We start from the raw sequence: 15,327 nt of genomic DNA on the forward strand, positions 1-15,327 counted from the left end.
GCAGAGCCCCCTTCCCCTTTCAGATGCCGCCAAGGCGAGGCGCCGGGCCCCTTACAGCCGGTTCAGCAGATCCGCCGTCGGCCAGCCGTCCACCGGCAGGCCCATCTCCGCCTGTACGGCCCGCACGGCGGCACGGGTGCCGGCGCCCAGAATCCCGTCGATCTCGCCCACGTCATGGCCTCGCGCGGCCAGCTTCTCCTGCAGGCGGACCATTTGCGGCCCTTCCAGCCCCGGCGCCGGGTTGCCCGCGTCGAAGACCGGCGCGCCTTCCAGCCGGGTGGCGAAATAGGCCGCCGTCAGGACGTAGGTGAAGCTCTGGTTCCACTCGAAGAGAACCGAGAAGTTCGGATAGGCGAGGAAGGCGGGCCCGTCCTTGCCCTGCGGCAGGATCAGCGAGGCGGGCAGGTCGGCCTGCCAGCGGCCCCCGCGCGGCGCCACGCCCATGGCCTGCCAGTCCGACGGAGCCAGCGTCGTGTCGAGCCCCGCACGGCTCCAGTCCATCCGGTCGGGCACCGTCACCTCCTGCAGCCAGGGCTGGTTCGGCGCCCAGCCGAGCGACCGCAGCATCTGCGCGCCCGACATCAGGGCATCGGGGGCGGAGGTCTTCAGCCGGACATGGCCGTCGCCGTCGCCATCGACGCCGTTCTCGATAATGTCGCGGGGCAGCATCTGCACCTGGCCGATCTCGCCGGCCCAGGCGCCTGTCGTGGTGGCCGGGTCGAAGTCGCCGTGCGCGTAGAGCTCCAGCGCGGCAAAGACCTGGGGCCGGAACAGCTCGGGCCGGCGGCAATCATGGGCCAGGGTGACCAGCGCGTTGGCGGTGTTGAAATCCCCCTGGAAGCCGCCGAAGTCGGTCTCGAAGGCCCAGAAGGCCAGCAGGATGCCGCGCGGCACGCCCATCTCGCGCTCAATCCGGTCGAAGACGCTGGCCCATTGCGCCTCCTTCGCCTGGCCGGTCTGGATCCGGTTCTGCGAGATCAGGCGGCGGGCGAAGCTGGTGAAGTCGAGCTGGAACACCCCCTGACGGCGGTCGGCGGCGATGACGTTGGGGTCGTGCCGGACGGGGGCGAAGAACCGTTGCACCAGTGCCGGGTCATGGCCGCGGGCCACGGCCTCCTCGCGCAACCCGTCGACGAAGCCGGCGAAACTGCCGCCGCAGCTTTGCGCCAGGGCGGGCAGGGGGGCGGTGGCAACGGCCAGGGCGAGGGCCAGGGCGCGGGGGGCGGCGCGGAACATGGGCGGTCCTTTCGTGATCGGTGTCCGGGAAGGTAGCAGGGCAGCGCCCCCGGGCAATGGGCAGAAGGACCTATGTCGCCGCGTCGCGTCAGCCGGCGAGCAGCGCCAGCAGGGCTGTTGTGGCCAGCAGCGCGGCCCAGAGACGCCAGAGCCAGGCGCAGGTGGCCTTGATCTCTGCCGGGCCGGGATGGCGGCGCCCCTCAGGGTGGACGAAGGGATAGTCCCGCAGCATGCCGTCGTAGCGACGCGGGCCGGACAGGGCGACGTCCAGGGCGCGGGCCATGGTCGCTTCGGGCCAGCCGGCATTGGGCGAGCGGTGGCGCCGTGCCTCGGCGCGGATCGCGGGCCAGGCGCGCAGCTGGCCCGACAGCGCGGCCAGGGCCAGGGCCGTCAGCCGGGCCGGGATCAGGTTCAGCAGGTCGTCGGCCCGTGCCGCGGCCCAGCCGAAGGCCGCGTGACGCGGGGTGCGGTAGCCGATCATCGAATCGGCGGTGTTGATCAGCTTGTAGATCAGCAGGCCGGGCAGGCCGGCGACAATGAACCAGAAGGCCGGCGCCACCACCCCGTCCGAGGCGTTTTCGGCGCCGCTTTCGATGGCCGAGCGGGCCACGGCGTCGGGTGCCATCTCTGCCGTGTCGCGGCTGACGATCATTGCCACGGCGCGCCGCCCCTCCGGCAGGCCCTGCCGCAGCCCGGTGGCGACGGCGCGGACGTGGTCCACCAGCGAGCGTTGCGCCAGCAGGACTGCCGCCACCAGCACCTCGGGCAACCAGCCGAAGGCGGCGATCGAGGCGCCGAGGGCCCAGCCCAGCAGGACAAGCCCAAGTACCAGGGTTGTCCCTTTGACCCGTCGACCCTCACCTTGGTTGAACCGCGCGTCGGCCCAGCCGATCAGCCGCCCGGCCAGCACCGCCGGGTGGGGCAGGCGCGACCAGATCCAGCGTGGTTCACCCAGCAGGGCGTCCAGCAGCAGGGCGAGGGTCAGCATCAGCGCGGTGCTCATGCCAGGGCGGCCTCCAACTGGCCCCAGCGGTCCCGCGGCGGCAGGCCGAGGCGGATCCAGCGCGTCGAATAGGGGAAGATCCGGGACCAGATGCGATGCCGGGCCAGGTGGCTTTGCATCGCGGTGGCGTTCTCCACCTCGTAGAGCCGGAACAGGGCGGTGCCTCCGGCGGGCTCTGCCCCTGCCGCCTGCATCAGGCTGTCCAGCCTTGCCGCATCGCCGGCCAGGCGCAGGCGGGTCGCCTCGGCCCAGGTGGCATCGGACAGGGCCACGGTGCCTGCGCGCAGCGCCGGGCCGGAGACCGGCCAGGGCCCCAACATTTCCGCCAGCCGCCCGACGGGGCCGGTCGCGCCGATGACGAAGCCCAGGCGCAGGCCTGCCAGCCCCCAGAACTTGCCGAAGCTTTTGAGCACCAGCAGGTCGGTGCGGGGGCAGAGGGAGACGTGGCTGTCCTCCGGTGTGACATCGCAGAAGCTCTCATCGATCACCGTCAGCCCGTGCGGGGTCGGGGCCGGATGCAGCCGCCCCGTCGGGTTGTTGGGATGGACCAGAACCAGCCCCCGCGCGGGCCCGCCCGGCGTCACCTGCCAGCGATGGCGGGCGAAGGCGGCGGCATGTTCGTTGTAGGTCGGTCCCGGGATCTCCACCCGGCCCGGGGGCGCCAGCCGGGGGATCTGCGCGATGGCGGCAGAGGCGCCGGGCACCGCCAGAACGGCGGCCTCGTCGGGCACGGACCAGAACTGTCGGGCCGCGGCGATGAGCGCAGCCTGCGCCTCTGCGTCGGGCAGCGCGGCCCAGTCCGCGGCGGTAAAGGCGGGCAGAGGGTAGGGCTCGGGGTTGATCCCGGTCGACAGGTCAAGCCAGTCGTCGCGGTTGCCGCCGAACTCCGCGCGCGCGGCGTCCAGATCACCGCCGTGGTCACGAGCGGCGCTCATCGGTCGGTGTCCGCGGGGCGGGCGTGGTGGGGCAGGATGGGACGGGGCATGGTGCACCTGTGGTTGGGCGGATTGAACCCCTTTCATCACAGTGTCCGGGAAATGCAAATGCTCTCCGCCTCCGCCGGGTCGGCGGAGCCATGCGCAGGGGGCAGAGGCTGCTGCGCGGGTCCTCGCGCAGATGAGGCGGTGCGCTTTAGTCGTTAGGGTTTTGTTAAAGATTGAGGCGGATATCTCGTTTGTAGATCAACAAACTGCCGCACCCCAGCCGCCGCCCGGGATCGGCCTGACATCGAGGAAGGGGCCTGCGTGGGCAGCGTGACCGACATCATGGGCAAATGCCCGCATCCCCGGGAGGAACTGGAACATTGGCCGGAGGGCAAGGTGCACGCACTCATCGTCGAGAGCGAGCCGAACCTGGGCTGGATGTGGAAACGCCATCTCGATCGCCTGGGGGTGGCTACCTGCCTTGCCCATGGGCAGGATGCGGCCGCTGCTTTCCTGCAACGGGTGCCTTTCGATGTGATCGTGCTGGACCTGGTGCTGGAGCGCGGCTCCGCCCTGGCGATTGCCGATCTGGCCAACTACCGCCAGCCTGACGCCAAGGTGATCTTCGTCACCAACACCAGCTTCTTCTCGGATGGGTCGATCTTCCAGCATGCGACTAATGCCTGCGCGCTGGTCAACTCGGCTGCGCCGCCTTCGGACCTGGCGGCCCTGGTCGAACACTACGGCAGCGCCCCCCGGTAACGAAAGGGACGCGGCGCGGGCAGGCGCCGCGCCCTCCGCGACGCTCAGCGAATGCTGCCTTGGGAGATCAGGCGGCGGGCAGTGCTTCGCGGCCGTGGGGCGACATCAGATCCAGGTCCGGCGTGATCGGCACGATCCGGTTCGGATTGATGTTGTCGTGGCTGTAGTAGTAGTGCCGCGTGATGTGGTCGAAATGCACCGTCTCCGCCACACCGGGCATCTGATACAGTTCCTTCACGTAGCCCCAGGTCGCGGGGTAGTCGACGATGCGCTTGAGGTTGCACTTGAAATGCGTGTGGTAGACCTTGTCGAAGCGGATCAGCGTGGTGAACAGGCGCCAGTCGGCCTCGGTCACGCGATCTCCCAACAGGTAACGGTTCTCGGTCAGGATGCTTTCGATCCACTCCAGACTGTCGAACAGCGGGCGCACGGCCTCGTCGTAGGCTTCCTGCGAGGTGGCGAAACCGGCCTTGTAGACGCCGTTGTTCACCGTGTCGTAGATCCGGGCGTTGATGTCCTCGATCGGCTCGCGCAGTTCTTCGGGCCAGAAGTCCTGGGTGTCGCCGGTGATGCCGTCGAAGGCGGAGTTCAGCATGCGGATGATCTCGGCACTTTCGTTCGACACGATGGTGCCTGTTTTCTTGTCCCACAGGACCGGCACGGTGACCCGCGTGGTCAGGCCGGGCTGCGCCTTCAGGTAGACTTCGCGCAGGTAGTCGAACCCGAACAGGTCGTCGCCGGTCGCGCCGTCGAAATCGCTACGGAATTCCCAGCCTTCGGACAGCATCTCTGGATGGACGACCGAAACGCCGATATGATCCTCCAGACCCTTCAGGGCACGGAAGATCAGAGTGCGGTGCGCCCAGGGGCAGGCATAGGAGACGTAGAGGTGGTAGCGCCCGCTTTCAGCCTCGAAGCCGCCCTCGCCGGAGGGGCCGGCGCTGCCGTCGGAGGTGACCCAGCTGCGGAACTGCGCCTCGGACCGGACGAACTTGCCGCCGGTGCTTTCGGTGTCATACCACTTGTCTTGCCACTCGCCGTCGATGAGCAAACCCATGGCCGCGCTCCTTTCCGTTTCGCCGGACGAGGGACGCCCGGTTCCTTTGTTCAAGAGCTAGGATGGTGCGCGGGTTCCGTATAGCCCGATGGTCGCGCAGAAATCGTGCAGACCTGCACAACGCGGGTCGAAGATGGCCGGCTCGGCGCGCTCGGGCGAGGGGCGGGGATTGCCTCCCCGGGGACCGTTTGGCTAGAGAGAAGGCAGCCCCGCCCGGGCGTGGGGTGCCGAGCCCGCCCGTTGCGGGCGTCGAGAAGGAGCCGATCATGTCCCGTTTCCCCCCTGTGCGTCCCGGCGCGGTCAAGGCCGCCCTGCTGATGATCCTGCCCCTGCCGGCGGCGGCCCACCCGGGCCACCTGGCCGAGGTGGCGGGCCACGGGCACTGGTTGGGCGCTGCCGCCCTGGGGGCTGCCTTGGCCATCGGGCTGTGGAAAGGCCTGCGCGGGCGCGCCGAGGCGTCGAAGGACGCAGAGGACGAGGCGGCAGAGGCGGACGGCACCGAAGAGCTTCAGGACGCCTGACACGCGGTCGGCGCCTTGCGCGGCACACTGCGACCTTGCGGCCTCGGTCGCCGGACCAGTTTCGGGCGGCGCGACTTTTTTCTGTCACCCAATCTTCATCGTGGTTAACTTGATCTCAATGCCCGCCGTGCCAAGTCATGGCGCGTAGGGCACAGGAACGCCGGGGCTGACCATGACGACATTTCTTCCCAAGGATCTGGCCGATGGGCTGGAAGAGGCGCGCAAGCTGAAGGCGCGCAAGGCGTCTCGGCTGCGGATCGAGGCCGACGGCCAGAGCTATCCCGTGCTGCGGCGCTGGGAGGATGGATTCTCCGTCGAAAGGGAACTTGTGCCGCAACTGCGCGGCCACGTGGACCTGTTCGAGGGCAGCCGTTTCCTGGCGACCTGCCTGATCGTGGCCTCTGCCGAGGCGGCGGGTGAAATGCGCTACGAGTTCAAGCGCGCGACCCCGGCCCGCGACACCGCGCCGGTCGATTTCCAGCAGGACGAAGAGGCGCCGGTGGCTCTTCTGGGCCGGCCCGACTGATCTGACACAAAGCGCGTAGCTGCGGGCCTGGGCCGTGGGAGGCCAGGGGTGCCGCATGGTCGGTGGAGCGTCCCGTTGGGGCGCCCCTCACATTCGATTTGCCGAAAGTGCCCCGGGGGCGTGGCGACATCGCCGTGACAGGGGCCAGCCCTGTCCGACGGTGCCCGAGGCTCAGGCCCGCAGGGGCAGGTCCAGCATCTCGCGTGCCTGCTGCCAGGTCGCCACGGGGCGCTCGTATTTCTCGCAGAGCGCCGTCACCCGCTGCACCAGGGCCGCGTTCGAAGGGGCCAGGGTGGTCTTGTCGAGGCGGATATTGTCCTCCAGCCCGCAGCGGGCATGGCCGCCGGTTTCCACCACCCATTCGTTCAGCGTGATCTGGCCGGCGCCGATCCCGGCGGCGCACCATTCGCTGTCGGGCAGAAGGCGCTTCATCGTCGCGCGGTAGTAGTCGAAGACATCGCGGTCGATCGGCATGGCGTTCTTCACCCCCATGACGAACTGCACGTAGGGCGATTTCTCCAGTCGACCGTCGGCATACATCTTCGCTGCCTGGTGGATGTGCGAGAGGTCGAAGGCCTCGATCTCCGGGCGGATGCCGTAGGTCTTCATCTCCGCGGCCAGCCAGTCGACCAGATCCGGTGGGTTCTCGTAGACGCGGGTGGGGAAGTTGTTGGATCCCACGGACAGCGAGGCCATGTCGGGTTTCAGCGGCAGCATCCCGCCCCGCGTCTGGCCCGCGCCGGACCGTCCGCCGGTGGAGAACTGCACGATCATGCCGGGGCAGTGCTTTTCCACCCCTTCCTTCAGCGCCGCGAATTTCTCCGGGTCAGAGGAGGGCGTTTCATCATCGTTGCGCACATGGGCGTGGACGATGGTGGCGCCTGCCTCGAAGGCCTCATGGGTGGATTCGATCTGTTCCGCGACGGTGACGGGCACCGCGGGGTTGTCGCTCTTGCGGGGCAGCGAGCCGGTGATGGCCACGCAGATGATGCAGGGTTTGGGATCCATGCGGGCAGTTAGGCGCCTCGCCGCGAAGCTGTCAACGGCGCCGGCGGGGCCGCGCTCACGCCCAGGTCACGCACAGGTGATGGATCCGGGGGATCGGAAAAAGAACCACCCTGCGATCCGCCCCGTAACTCCTGTGACGCTGCCCCGGAGGAGAGGGGCGGCGCGCCACTCAAACGGAGGAAATTCCATGAAACGCATTCTGACCCTCAGCACCGCCCTGATCTGTGCCGCGACCCTTCCGGCCTTCGCCGATGACCACATGGCGGGCGAAAACCCGATGGTCGGCGGCGCCGAGATGTTCGCCGACAAGACCATCGCCGAGAACGCCTCGGCCGCGCCGAACCTGACCACGCTGGTCGCCGCCGTGCAGGCCGCGGGCCTTGTCGACACGCTGATGAGCGAGGGCCCCTTCACCGTCTTCGCGCCCACTGATGATGCCTTCGGCATGATCAAGGAAGACAGCCTGAACGCGTTGCTGCAGCCCGAGGCGAAGGACCAGCTGACGCAGATCCTGACCTGCCACGTGGTCGCCGCCGAGGCCTTCTCCACCGACATCGTCGGCATGATCGAGGATGACGGCGGCATGCACAGCGTGACCACCGTCGGCGGCTGCACCCTGGAGGCCTACATCGAAGACGGCATGGTGAAGCTGAAGGACGAGAACGGTCGCGTCGCCACCGTGACCACCGCCGACGTCGACCAGTCGAACGGCGTCGTCCACGTCATCGACCGGGTGATCCTGCCGGCCGGCCAGGCGGGCTGATCTCCTCCGTCTCGCCGGGCCGTCTGGCCCGGGCCGGCGCGGGCCGCTCCGTTCGGGGCGGCCCGTTCTGTTTGCCGCACCGTCAGGCGTTCGCTCGCGTCAGTCGGGCAGGCCGGGAAGAAAGCTGATTCCGCTCACGTGGACCCAGCCGCGGTGGGTCGCGCGCACCTCACGCTTTTCCAGGGCGCCACAGACCTCGCGGTTGTGGCCATAGGCAATGCCGGCCCAGTCGCCGCGATACTCGAAGACCAGGAAGGTGTCGCCATGGGTCAGGGCGTTGCGGGTGCGATAGTCCGGCCCCGGGCCGCTGCGCACGGTCAGCACCTCCGTCGCCGGGTCGCGACTGGCGATGAAAACGGCCGGGTCGCAGTTGCGCGCGCTGTCCCGGGGATACTCATAGATCGCCGCATCCGCCGGATTGGCCTGCCCCAGCGACAGAGGCGGCAGGACGCCCCGCGCCAGCAGCAGCAAGGCCCCCCCGGCCGCGAGGCAGAGAAGGGAGCCGGCCAGCAGGAGACGCGGCAGCAAGTTGGGCGGTTCGACGGGCATGGCCTTCTCCGGGCGGCGGATCCGCCCGACGGCCATAGCGGGCCAGCCCCCACCCGGTCACGGGAATTGCCTGCGGGATTCGAGGTAAATACCCCCGAAAAAGAACCGCCTGGGGCGACTGGGCGGACGCCCCAGGCGGGTCCCGCCCGACCCCGAGGGAGGTCGGGCCGGAGGAAAACCGTCAGGCCAGCAGGCGCCGCGCGATGACCTGGGCCTGGATCTCCGCCGCGCCTTCGAAGATCGACAGGATCCGCGCGTCACACAGAAGCCGCGAGGCGGTGTATTCCAGAGCGAACCCGTTGCCGCCGTGGATCTGCAGCGCGTTGTCGGCACAGCCCCAGGCAATCCGCGCGCCCAGAAGCTTGGCCATGCCCGCCTCCAGATCGCAGCGGCGGTCGTTGTCCTTCTCGAAGGCGGCGAAATAGGTCAGCTGACGCGCCACCATGATCTCCACCGCCATCATGGCCAGCTTGCCCGAGACGCGGGGGAACTGGATCAGCGGTCCGCCGAAGGCCTTGCGGTCGAGGGCATATTGCAGGCCCTCGTCCAGCGCCGCCTGCGCCACGCCGATGGCCCGCGCCGCGGTCTGGATGCGCGCGGATTCGAAGGTCTGCATCAGCTGCTTGAAGCCCTTGCCTTCTTCGCCGCCCAGCAGGTTCTCGCCCTTCACCGGGAAGCCGTCGAAGCCCAGCTCGTATTCCTTCATGCCGCGATATCCCAGGACCTCGATTTCGCCGCCGGTGATGCCGGCATCGGGGAAGGGGGCGTCGTCGGTGCCCGGGGTCTTCTCCGCCAGGAACATCGACAGCCCGCGGTGGTCGGTGCTGTCGGGATCGGTGCGCGCCAGCACGGTCATGACATGGGTGCGCGCGGCATGGGTGATCCAGGTCTTGTTGCCGGTGATCGTGTAGTCGCCATCCGCGCCCTTCACCGCGCGGGTGCGCAGGGCGGCCAGGTCGGATCCGGTGTTGGGTTCGGTGAAGACCGCCGTCGGCAGGATCTCCCCCGAGGCGAGCTTCGGCAGCCAGTGGCTCTTCTGCTCATCCGTGCCGCCACACAGGATCAGCTCCGCCGCGATCTCGGACCGGGTGCCGAGAGAGCCGACACCGATATAGCCGCGCGACAGCTCTTCCGAGACGACCACCATGGAGGCCTTGCTGAGCCCGAAGCCACCAAGGTTTTCCGGGATGGTCAGGCCGAAGACGCCCATCTCGGCCAGTTCCTCGATCACCGACATCGGGATCAGCTCATCCTTCAGGTGCCATTCATGGGCGAAGGGGGCGACCTTTTCGGCGGCATAGCGGCGGAACTGGTCGCGGATCATCTCCAGCTCTTCGTCGAGGCCGGTGGCGCCGAAGATCCCGGCGCCCTGGCGCTCGACGATCAGCTCCGCCAGGCGCGTGCGGGCGGCCTGGGTGTTGCCGGTGGCGATAAGCGTGGCGACCTCGCCGGCGGTGAACTCGGTCGCGGCATTGGCCGGCAGACCCATGTCATGCAGGCGCAGGATCTCCTGCTGGGACATCTGGATGCCGCCGGCGATCTGGCCGAGGTATTCGCCGAAGGCGATCTGGTGGATCAGCGCCTCCAGCTCTCCGAACTCGCCCCTGGCGTCCAGCTTTTCCGCCCAGGTCTGCATCTGGCGCAGCGCCTCGACATAGGTGGCCAGCCAGGCCAGCCCGTGCGTGGCGGTCTGTTCGGCCTCCACCGCGCGCGCGGACACACGGTCGCCCTCGACCACCCGGGCGCGCACCGCGTCGCGGGCGGCGGCCAGCAGGGAGTCGGCCGGGGGGATGGCGGCGCCGGTCAGGCGCAGCAGGTCGGGCAGAAGGGCGGTCTTGGTCATCTTCGGGTCCTGTCCGTCATGGGGCATGGGGGCAGCTCCTCCTCCAGGTCACTGGTCTCGCTGCCCGTCCTAATCCCTTTGCAGGTGCAGCGCAATATGTTTGCGTACAGCATCTTCTTTTGGATCTATAATTACGTCACGGATTTTGCATCGCGCCGGGTTCCCGGCGGGTGTAGGCAATCGGCATGATGGATTTGAGCATGATGGGGCCCGGCGCCCTCGGCCCCTGGGCCTGGGGGGCGATCGTGGCGGTGGCGCTGTTGGCGGGGCTGGTGAAGGGCATGGTGGGGTTCGCCATGCCGATGATCATGGTCTCGGGCCTGGGCAGCATCGTCGGCCCCGACTGGGCGCTGGCCGGGTTGATCCTGCCGACGCTGGCCACCAACGGCTGGCAGGCCCTGCGCCTGGGGCCGGCGGCGGCCTGGGCGGTGGTGAAACGGTTCCGCGTCTTTCTGGGCGTGGCGCTGGTGGCGCTGCTGATCTCGGCGCAGTTGGTCTCGGTCCTGCCGGAGCGGGTGATGCTGCTGATGATAGGCGGGCCCATCGTCCTCTTTGCCCTGACCCAGCTGATGGGTCGCCAGCTGCGCCTGGCGCATCCGCCGAAACGGGCGGTGGAACTGGCGGTGGCGCTGGTGGCGGGGTTCATCGGCGGGTTCTCGGGCGTCTGGGGGCCGCCGACGGTGGCCTACCTGACGGCGTTGGAGACGCCCAAGCGCGAACAGATCCAGGTGCAGGGGGTGATCTACGGGCTGGGCGCGGTCTCGCTGCTCTTTGCCCACCTTGGCTCCGGCGTGCTGCGCGCCGAGACGCTGCCGTTTTCGTTGATGATAGTGCCGCTGGCCCTGGCAGGCATGTGGGTCGGGCTGCGCCTGCATGATCGGATTGACCAGGCCACCTTCCGCCGTGCGACCCTGGTGGTGTTGCTGGTGGCGGGGCTGAACCTGTTGCGGCGCGCGCTGATGGTCTGACGCCGGGGGCGTTGCCCCGCCGCCGTCGCGGCAAATGGACGGCGGAGGGGGCTTTTCCCCCGCCGCGGCTGCGGCAAGTGACGGGGAGAGGGGGCCTTGCCCCCGTCTCCGTGCCGGAGACTCCCCCAGAGTATTTCCAGCCATCGTATAGGTGAAAGGGGGCGCCGCGCGTGACGCCGCCCTTTCTCTGTCCGGAAGCTGGAAATACTCCGGCCTGAGGTGTCCGACCCGGCGGAGGTCGACAGGCCGGGGCGGCGCGCGGCCTCAGGTCTTGCGTTTGCTGCGCGGGCTGCGGGGCGCGACCTTGGCCTCGATGTGCTGCAGGACCAGCGAGGCGATGTCCTTGTGCGAAACCTTCTCGATCCCTTCGAGGCCCGGGGAGGAGTTCACCTCCAACACCTTCGGGCCGTCCTCGCCGCGCAACAGGTCCACGCCCGCCAGGTCCAGCTTCATCGCGCGGGCGGCGCGCACGGCGGTGTCGCGTTCGGTGCGGGTGATGCGCACCGGCTCGGCCGTGCCGCCCTGATGCAGGTTCGAGCGGAAATCATCAGGCGCCCCCCGGCGGCGCATCGCGGCCACCACCTTGCCGCCGACCACCAGGCAACGGATGTCCTCTCCGGCGGCTTCCTTGACGAAGCTCTGCACCAGGAAGTCGGCTTTCAGGCCGCGGAAGGCCGAGATCACCGACTCGGCGGCCTTCTTGGTCTCAGCCAGAACCACGCCCTTGCCTTGCGTCGATTCCAGCAGCTTCAGCACCAGAGGCGCGCCGCCCACGAGCTGGATCAGGTTGCCCGAGTCCTTGGGGCTGCGGGCGAAGGCCGTGGTGGGCATGCCGATGCGGTGCCGGGCCAGGACCTGGTGGGCATAGAGCTTGTCCCGGGACATGGCGATGCCTTCGGAGCCCGCCAGGGAATAGGTGCCCATGCTTTCAAACTGGCGCACGACGGCGGTGCCGTAGTTGGTGATCGAGGCGCCGATGCGGGGGATCACCGCGTCGTAGTGAGGCAGGCGGCGGCCATCGTAGTGCACTTCGCCCCCCACGGCGCGGATGTTCATGTAGCAGCGCGAGGTGTCGATCACCTCCAGCGTATGGCCGCGGGCTTCTGCCGCCTCGATGAAGCGGCCCGTGGAATAGTTGCCCGGTTCCCGCGTCAGGATCGCCAGGCGCAGGGCGCGACGGTGCTTCTTCAGCCGGGGCGTGTCACGGTAGCTGTCGAAGGACAGCTCCGGCTGGCAGAAGCTCTGTGCGGGCGAGACGATCATGTCCTCGGCGATGGCCGACCGTCCCAGCAGCATGCGGTAGGCCATGGAGCCGCGATCGGTCAGCGTCACCTCCAGCGGCCAGCTGCGATCGCCCATGGTCACCTCGGTCTCGATGACGAAGCGCAGCTCGGTCTCGCCGTTGGACGAGGTTACCTCGCGGCGGTCCTTCAGCGGCGCGGAGCAGATGATCTCCAATGACTCGTCGGACGGGTCGGGGTGGATGGCGAAGCGCACCATGGGTTTCTCGGCCGGGCCGAAGGGTTCGATGGCGAAGGCGTGCAGGGCAGATGTCCGGGCGCCGGTGTCCACCTTGGCGCGGATCGCGGGCAGGCCGAGGCCGGGCAGAGAGAGCCATTCCTCCCAGCCGAGTGTGAATTGCGCCATGTCGGGTCCTTCTGGAATGCGGGCTGGATGCGGGCGGAATCGTCGGGTCTGGTTGCGACCCTAACAGGGCCACTAGCCAATCACACCCGCCGGGTGCAATGGCTGTATGACAGCGGTGCCGTGAGGGCGCGCGCGTCGTCGTCCTGCCTGAAATATCCCCGCAGGCGGCATCGCCGCCTCTGCCTCCGTCAGGAGACGAAGCTGTTGCCGAAACAGATGTCGATGGCGGCAGGGGCCTGCATGGCGGGCACCACCTCGAAACTCTGGCGCAGCAGGGTGTCCTCGCCGCGGCTGACCTCGAAGGTCCAGGTGCCGGGCACCATTTCGCGATCGAACTCGAAGTTGAAACTGCGCACGCCCCAGTTGGCCGACAGCGCCGGGTCCCAGCTTTCGACGGTGACCTGGCGGGGACCAATGGGCGGGTGGCGCACGGTGAAAAGGTAGGGGCCGGGCTCCGTTCCCGGCGCCAGCCGGATGCGGATGCCGAAGGAGATGCCGATGTAGGCCGGCACAACGCGGCTGGTCAGGGCCAGCTCGGGGTTGCCCTCGGTCAGCAGGATGTAGCCCGATTCCGTGTTGGGCGCCGGTTCCTTGCTGACATGGTCGGCGGGGCAGTAGATCCCGGCCTCGTCCATCTCCAGCGGGTCCGCGATCATGTCGGGATCGGTCTGCGCGGCGGCGGGGCCGGCCAGCAGCAGGGCCGCCAGCAGCGCGGCCCATCCCCGACGTGCAGACGCCCCGCCGGACAACCGGGCGGGGCGCTGCGAAGATATGTGCGAGAGGATCTGCATCCGCCTCAGCCGATCGCGGCGGCTTTCACGTCGTCGTCGATATAGGGCAGGTATTGCTCGAAGTTTTCCGAGAACATGCCGACCAGCTTGGCGGCCTGGGCGTCATAGGCGGCCTTGTCGTCCCAGGTCTGGCGCGGGTCCAGCAGGGCGTCGGCCACACCGGAGACCGAGACCGGCACCTCGAAGCCGAAGTTGGCGTCCTTGCGGAACTCCGCCTCGTTCAGCGAGCCGTCCAGGGCGGCGGTCAGCAGGGCACGGGTGGCGCGGATCGGCATGCGCGAGCCGGTGCCGAAGCCGCCGCCGGTCCAGCCGGTGTTGACCAGCCAGCAGGTGGCGCCGTGCTTGGCGATCTTCTCGCGCAGCAGGTTGCCGTATTCCTCAGGGCGACGGGGCATGAAGGGCGCGCCGAAGCAGGTGGAGAAGGTCGGGATCGGTTCCACGACGCCGCGCTCGGTGCCCGGGGTCTTGGAGGTGAAGCCCGACAGGAAGTGATACATTGCCTGCGCCGGCGTCAGCCGGGCGATCGGCGGCAGCACGCCGTAGGCGTCGCAGGTCAGCAGGATGATGTTCTTCGGATGGCCGCCCAGGGCCGTATCCGACGCGTTGGAGATCGCCTCCAGCGGGTAGGCGCAGCGCATGTTCTCGGTGAGGCTGGAATCCTCGAAGTCGAGCTCGAAGGTCTCCTCATCGAAGACCATGTTCTCGATCACCGTGCCGAACATCGAGCAGGTGGCGTAAATCTCTGGCTCCGCCTCTTTCGACAGGTTGATCGTCTTGGCGTAGCAGCCACCCTCGAAGTTGAAGGTGCCACGGTCGGACCAGCCGTGTTCGTCATCCCCGATCAGGGTGCGCGCCGGGTCGGCGGACAGGGTGGTCTTGCCGGTGCCCGACAGGCCGAAGAAGATGGCGGTGTCGACGGGGTTGCCCTTTGCGTGGTTGGCCGAGCAGTGCATCGGCATGACGCCCTTCTCGGGTAGCAGGTAGTTCAGCAGGGTGAAGACCGACTTCTTGTTCTCGCCGGCATATTCGGTGCCGCCGATCAGGATGACCTTCTTGGCGAAGTTCAGCGCGATGACGGTTTCGCTGCGGCAGCCGTGCTTTTCGGGATCGGCCGAGAAGCTGGGGCAGTTGATGATGGTGAAATCGGACACGTAGTCGTTCAGCGCCTCGCGGTCGGGACGACGCAGCAGGTGGCGGATGAACAGGTTGTGCCAGGCCAGTTCCGAAACGACGCGGACGTTGATCGCATAGGCCGGGTCGGCGCCGCCGACGAGGTCCTGCACGTAGTAATCCTTGCCCTTCATGTGCTCGACCATGTCGGCGTAGAGGACATCAAAGGCCTCCGGCGACATCTCGGCGTTGTTGTCCCACCAGATCTTGTCGGCCACGTCGGGGGTCTTCACGACGTGCTTGTCCTTGGGGGACCGGCCGGTGAACTTGCCGGTGGTGACGAGGAAGGTGCCGCCCTTGCCAAGGGTGCCTTCACCCTTCTTCAGGGCGGCTTCGATCAGCGCGGGCTCCATAAGGTTGTAATAGACATTGCCGAGCCCTTCGATCCCCTGATCTTCGAGCCGGAAGTGCGGGTTCACCCGTCCAAATGCCATATCTTAACACTCCTGTAGCCGCGTCGGTGCGGCGGTCCTCTCATCCGTCGCCGTCCGTTCGCGCGCCCGATGGGGCGGCTGGCGGCGGAACCGGGGCGGGACGCCTCGATAACCGGCCTCTTAGCA

The 15,327-nt window shown here is 68.3% G+C and carries 15 protein-coding genes; 5 read left to right on the top strand and 10 right to left on the bottom strand.

Annotated features, from left to right (window positions below; all coding sequences use genetic code 11):
- Positions 1 to 51: 51 nt before the first annotated feature.
- The 3 genes from LC066_RS16145 to LC066_RS16155 form a co-directional block, all read right to left on the bottom strand.
- Complete coding sequence (locus LC066_RS16145; RefSeq protein ID WP_224901105.1) at positions 52 to 1,236, bottom strand: lytic murein transglycosylase; 1,185 nt, start codon at positions 1,234 to 1,236, stop codon at positions 52 to 54.
- 88 nt (positions 1,237 to 1,324) lie between these two features.
- Positions 1,325 to 2,239 carry an adenosylcobinamide-phosphate synthase CbiB gene (gene cbiB, locus LC066_RS16150; protein WP_224901108.1) on the bottom strand — a complete coding sequence of 305 codons (915 nt, stop codon included), beginning with the start codon at positions 2,237 to 2,239 and terminating at the stop codon, positions 1,325 to 1,327.
- Entirely contained in the window at positions 2,236 to 3,174 is a 939-nt protein-coding gene (locus LC066_RS16155; RefSeq protein WP_224901111.1) for a threonine-phosphate decarboxylase, read from the bottom strand. Before LC066_RS16155 ends, cbiB begins: the two co-directional genes overlap by 4 nt.
- Before the next feature lie 384 nt (positions 3,175 to 3,558).
- Between LC066_RS16155 and LC066_RS16160 the strand changes: the two genes are divergently transcribed.
- Complete coding sequence (locus LC066_RS16160) at positions 3,559 to 3,924, top strand: response regulator (RefSeq protein ID WP_100148495.1); 366 nt, start codon at positions 3,559 to 3,561, stop codon at positions 3,922 to 3,924.
- 67 nt (positions 3,925 to 3,991) lie between these two features.
- Here LC066_RS16160 and LC066_RS16165 read toward each other — a convergent pair whose 3' ends face one another.
- Positions 3,992 to 4,981 (bottom strand): glutathione S-transferase family protein, encoded by a 990-nt coding sequence (locus LC066_RS16165; protein ID WP_224901114.1) that lies wholly within the window; start codon positions 4,979 to 4,981, stop codon positions 3,992 to 3,994.
- A gap of 266 nt (positions 4,982 to 5,247) precedes the next feature.
- Between LC066_RS16165 and LC066_RS16170 the strand changes: the two genes are divergently transcribed.
- Positions 5,248 to 5,502 (top strand): DUF6732 family protein, encoded by a 255-nt coding sequence (locus tag LC066_RS16170; RefSeq protein WP_412103250.1) that lies wholly within the window; start codon positions 5,248 to 5,250, stop codon positions 5,500 to 5,502.
- Positions 5,503 to 5,674: 172 nt separating this feature from the next.
- Complete coding sequence (locus LC066_RS16175; RefSeq protein ID WP_222480016.1) at positions 5,675 to 6,028, top strand: hypothetical protein; 354 nt, start codon at positions 5,675 to 5,677, stop codon at positions 6,026 to 6,028.
- A 171-nt stretch (positions 6,029 to 6,199) separates the two neighbouring features.
- On the opposite strand, the gene LC066_RS16180 is transcribed toward LC066_RS16175, so the two are convergent.
- On the bottom strand, positions 6,200 to 7,036 hold the full coding sequence (locus tag LC066_RS16180; RefSeq protein WP_224901116.1) for a 3-keto-5-aminohexanoate cleavage protein: 837 nt from the start codon (positions 7,034 to 7,036) through the stop codon (positions 6,200 to 6,202).
- A 187-nt stretch (positions 7,037 to 7,223) separates the two neighbouring features.
- Here LC066_RS16180 and LC066_RS16185 point away from each other — a divergent pair, with 187 nt between their 5' ends.
- Positions 7,224 to 7,799 carry a fasciclin domain-containing protein gene (locus LC066_RS16185; protein WP_224901118.1) on the top strand — a complete coding sequence of 192 codons (576 nt, stop codon included), beginning with the start codon at positions 7,224 to 7,226 and terminating at the stop codon, positions 7,797 to 7,799.
- 99 nt (positions 7,800 to 7,898) lie between these two features.
- Here LC066_RS16185 and LC066_RS16190 read toward each other — a convergent pair whose 3' ends face one another.
- Positions 7,899 to 8,348, bottom strand: a complete 450-nt coding sequence (locus LC066_RS16190; protein WP_224901120.1) for a hypothetical protein — start codon at positions 8,346 to 8,348, stop codon at positions 7,899 to 7,901.
- A gap of 181 nt (positions 8,349 to 8,529) precedes the next feature.
- Positions 8,530 to 10,218: an acyl-CoA dehydrogenase family protein gene (locus tag LC066_RS16195; RefSeq protein ID WP_224901122.1), complete on the bottom strand. Its 1,689-nt coding sequence runs from the start codon at positions 10,216 to 10,218 to the stop codon at positions 8,530 to 8,532.
- 161 nt (positions 10,219 to 10,379) lie between these two features.
- On the opposite strand from LC066_RS16195, the gene LC066_RS16200 reads away from it, so the two are divergent.
- Positions 10,380 to 11,159 (top strand): sulfite exporter TauE/SafE family protein, encoded by a 780-nt coding sequence (locus LC066_RS16200; protein WP_412103254.1) that lies wholly within the window; start codon positions 10,380 to 10,382, stop codon positions 11,157 to 11,159.
- A 264-nt stretch (positions 11,160 to 11,423) separates the two neighbouring features.
- On the opposite strand, the gene rimK is transcribed toward LC066_RS16200, so the two are convergent.
- The 3 genes from rimK to LC066_RS16215 all read right to left on the bottom strand — a co-directional run bounded on the left by rimK (position 11,424) and on the right by LC066_RS16215 (position 15,201).
- Complete coding sequence (gene rimK, locus LC066_RS16205; protein WP_224901124.1) at positions 11,424 to 12,806, bottom strand: 30S ribosomal protein S6--L-glutamate ligase; 1,383 nt, start codon at positions 12,804 to 12,806, stop codon at positions 11,424 to 11,426.
- Between the two features lie 188 nt (positions 12,807 to 12,994).
- Positions 12,995 to 13,597 (bottom strand): DUF3859 domain-containing protein, encoded by a 603-nt coding sequence (locus LC066_RS16210; RefSeq protein ID WP_224901126.1) that lies wholly within the window; start codon positions 13,595 to 13,597, stop codon positions 12,995 to 12,997.
- Between the two features lie 5 nt (positions 13,598 to 13,602).
- The gene (locus LC066_RS16215) at positions 13,603 to 15,201 is read right to left on the bottom strand and encodes a phosphoenolpyruvate carboxykinase (protein ID WP_224901128.1); all 1,599 of its coding nucleotides are present in this window, start codon (positions 15,199 to 15,201) and stop codon (positions 13,603 to 13,605) included.
- Between the last annotated feature and the right edge of the window lie 126 nt (positions 15,202 to 15,327).

This window comes from Pseudooceanicola marinus (genome assembly GCF_020177265.1).
GTDB classification, from domain to species: Bacteria; Pseudomonadota; Alphaproteobacteria; order Rhodobacterales; family Rhodobacteraceae; genus Pseudooceanicola; species Pseudooceanicola marinus_A.